The 1,886-nt window shown below is 26.0% G+C and carries 1 protein-coding gene; it reads right to left on the bottom strand.

What is annotated here, in order from left to right; translation table 11 throughout:
- A partial coding sequence (locus KAR67_RS09320) for a contractile injection system protein, VgrG/Pvc8 family (RefSeq protein WP_225982079.1) occupies window positions 1–1,802 on the bottom strand: 1,802 nt, incomplete at its 3' end.
- Between the last annotated feature and the right edge of the window lie 84 nt (window positions 1,803–1,886).

The raw sequence follows: 1,886 nt of genomic DNA, 5'->3' as shown, positions 1-1,886 counted from the left end.
TCTTTTATATTTGAGAGGGTAAGTTCATTATAACCTTCTTCATTAACACCTATGGTTTTAGAAGAAAGGGAGGTTTGATGATCATTAAAAGGAAGATTAACTAAACTTGGATTGGTCCCATTATACAAACTAGAGCTCACATAAGGTTTATCTATATCATCATCTAAAAAAGAAATAATCACTTCATCTCCTATTCTTGGAGTATGAAAAAAACCTGAATGATTGCTTGCTATACTGGATGCGACTCTTAAAAAAGGAGTGTGATGGTAAGATTTGTAAGTATTGCTTGATAAATTAGAAGAATTTGTATCTATATCATTTGTAATAAAAGTATTATTATCTAATTCTTCTTGATTGGCATAAAGATTAATCCTTACCTTAACCCTTCCATGCTCATCAGTATAAATAGTATTTCTCTCACTTTCTATATCCTTACTCTCTCCTATAACAATACCTTGAGTGCTATTAGGAGCTTTAGGTTTAGCTTTAAAACTTGGAGTAAAGATAATATTCTTTTTTAATAAAGTTAAAGTATTAGAATAAGATTTACTTAAATTTAAATCTTTTAAATTTAAATGATCATTAGTATTAATAGAATTAGCTAAGATGGCATCATCAATTAAGATTTGAGTATTAGCAATAATAATAAAGTCTTTAAGCAAAGAAGCTTTATCTTGTTTTTCTTCATCTTGATTTTTTATTTCTTCTTGATGATTAAACTCCTTATAATTTAAAGTGATAAAATCTCCTAGGCTAAGATGATAAATATTACTTTTTGCTAGTAAGCTTTCATTTAATACTAAGGCTCTTTTTTCTTTAAGAGAAGGCTTAGTCTTTAAATCAATGCTTTTTGTAAAAGAATATTCACTCTCATAAAAATGTTCATTATAATAAGCTTTGTTATTAAGTTCTTGTTCATAAGGAACTTTACTAGAGTGTAAAGATAAAAGATTTAAAGGAGTATTGGCATTAATACTAGAATGTGTAAAAGAATTAGTTCTTAAGTTTTGCTCTTTATAAATAGAAGAAATACAAGCTTGATTTAAAATATTATTAACATTAGGATTATACTCAATTTCTTTATTTTTTACATTTTTATATACATCACAAAAATAAATAGTGTTCTCATCTTCATAAAAAAAGATTCCATTATTATGGCTTAATCTTGTAATAAAGTCTAAATCACTTTCATTGTATTGAGAGATGAGTTCTTGTTCTTCATAATTAAAATGTATATTAGAATAATCAATTTCTTTATGTAAGATATCTTGATAAAAACCAAGGGTTTGTTTAATCACTTCTATAATATTAGTATGAGTATAAATACGATTGGCTTTATTTAAAGAAAGTCTTATCAAGACTGATTGAAGCTTAAAAGAAAAAAAATGCTTGTATTTTATTTGCTTAGTATTTGAAGTGCTATCATTAATATTTAAAGCACTTTCATGATTAATACCTAGATATTTTATATAAGTGATAATTCCCTTATAGTTTTTTACTTCATTGTTATCAAAGTTTAAGGTATTATTCTCATAAGGATTATGGATACTTAAAATAGCTTCTTGATCGATTAAAACATTAGGATGAAAATTAAAAGTTGTAGGGGTGCTTGGATGAGATGAAGCATTGGTTAAAGTATTTAAAGAAAATAAATCTTGTTCTAAACTTTCAAAAAAGCCTTCACATTCTATAGAAAAAAGCTCTTCAAGACTTTCTTTGATAAGGGCTTTAGTGATTTTAAAGGGTAGGGGATTTGAAGTAGAATTTAAAATATCAAGACTCATATAAGAATTAAGGGACATTGATGATCCTTTTGGGTTTGTTGATGATTAATAGCTATAAGCTTATGTGATTTATTTTAGCATAAAGTGGGTAAAATAAAGTTT

Source organism: Campylobacter sp. JH32, from assembly GCF_017846535.1.
Taxonomy (GTDB): domain Bacteria; phylum Campylobacterota; class Campylobacteria; order Campylobacterales; family Campylobacteraceae; genus Campylobacter_D; species Campylobacter_D coli.
Note: the sequence above shows the minus strand (reverse complement) of the source record. Positions and strands in the feature narration are given on the sequence as shown.